The 944-nt window shown below is 67.9% G+C and carries 1 protein-coding gene; it reads left to right on the top strand.

Going from position 1 to position 944, the window contains the following annotated elements:
• Window positions 1–944 (top strand): phage terminase large subunit family protein (locus tag PX554_RS26515; protein WP_275505040.1); only part of this gene is annotated, 944 nt, incomplete at both ends.

Raw genomic sequence — 944 nt, 5'->3', positions numbered from 1 at the left:
AGTATGGGGTTTTGCTACTCCGCCGAGGAACCGGAGCGCCTGCGCGGCCCCGAACACCATCGGGCATGGTGCGACGAAATCGGCGCGTGGGGGAAAAAGGCGCAGCCGGCATGGGACAATCTCATGATGGGCTTGCGGCTCCCCGAGCATCAACCGCAGATCGTCGTCACCACCACGCCGCGCGCTACGCCGCTCATCCGCGAATTGAAGAAGGCGGCCACGACGAAGCTGACGATCGGCAAGACCGACGACAATATCGCGAACCTCGCGCCCTCGGTCGTGGCGAAGTGGCGGAACAAGTACGGCAACACCCGGCTGGGTCGGCAGGAGCTTGACGGGGAATTGCTCGAGGACACGCCCGGCGCGCTGTGGACGCGGGCGATGATCGACGCCACGCAGATGGACGGGCCGCTCCCCGCCATGCGCCGCGTCGTGATCGGCGTCGATCCTTCCGGCTCAAACGGCCAATCGGGCGACGTGATCGGCATCGTTGCAGCCGGCATCGGCTCCGATGGGCGCGGCTACATCTTGGAGGACGGCAGCGAGCTACTCTCGCCCGAGGGCTGGGCGCGGAAGGTCGTGCAGATGTACGGGCGCCACCGCGCCGACCGCGTGGTCGCGGAGCGGAATTTCGGCGGCGACATGGTGGCGGCGACGCTCCGCAGCGCGGCGCCGAACCTCCCGATAACGCTGGTGACGGCCTCGCGGGGCAAGGCCGTGCGCGCCGAGCCGGTGTCAGCCCTATACGAGCAAGGCAAGGTATCCCACGCCGAGCCCTTCCCCGATCTTGAGGACCAGATGCAGGCGATGACGCCCGGCGGGTACACCGGGCCGGGCCGCTCGCCTGATCGGCTAGACGCGGCGGTCTGGGCGCTGACGGAACTGATGCTCGGCGATGAGGACGGATTCGATATCCGCATTTTCCTGCTGGCGAACGGCGCCAG

This window comes from Sphingomonas pollutisoli (genome assembly GCF_029167165.1).
GTDB classification, from domain to species: Bacteria; Pseudomonadota; Alphaproteobacteria; order Sphingomonadales; family Sphingomonadaceae; genus Sphingomonas; species Sphingomonas pollutisoli.
The sequence above is the reverse complement of the archived record's forward strand: the minus strand, read 5'-3'. Positions and strand labels throughout refer to the sequence as shown.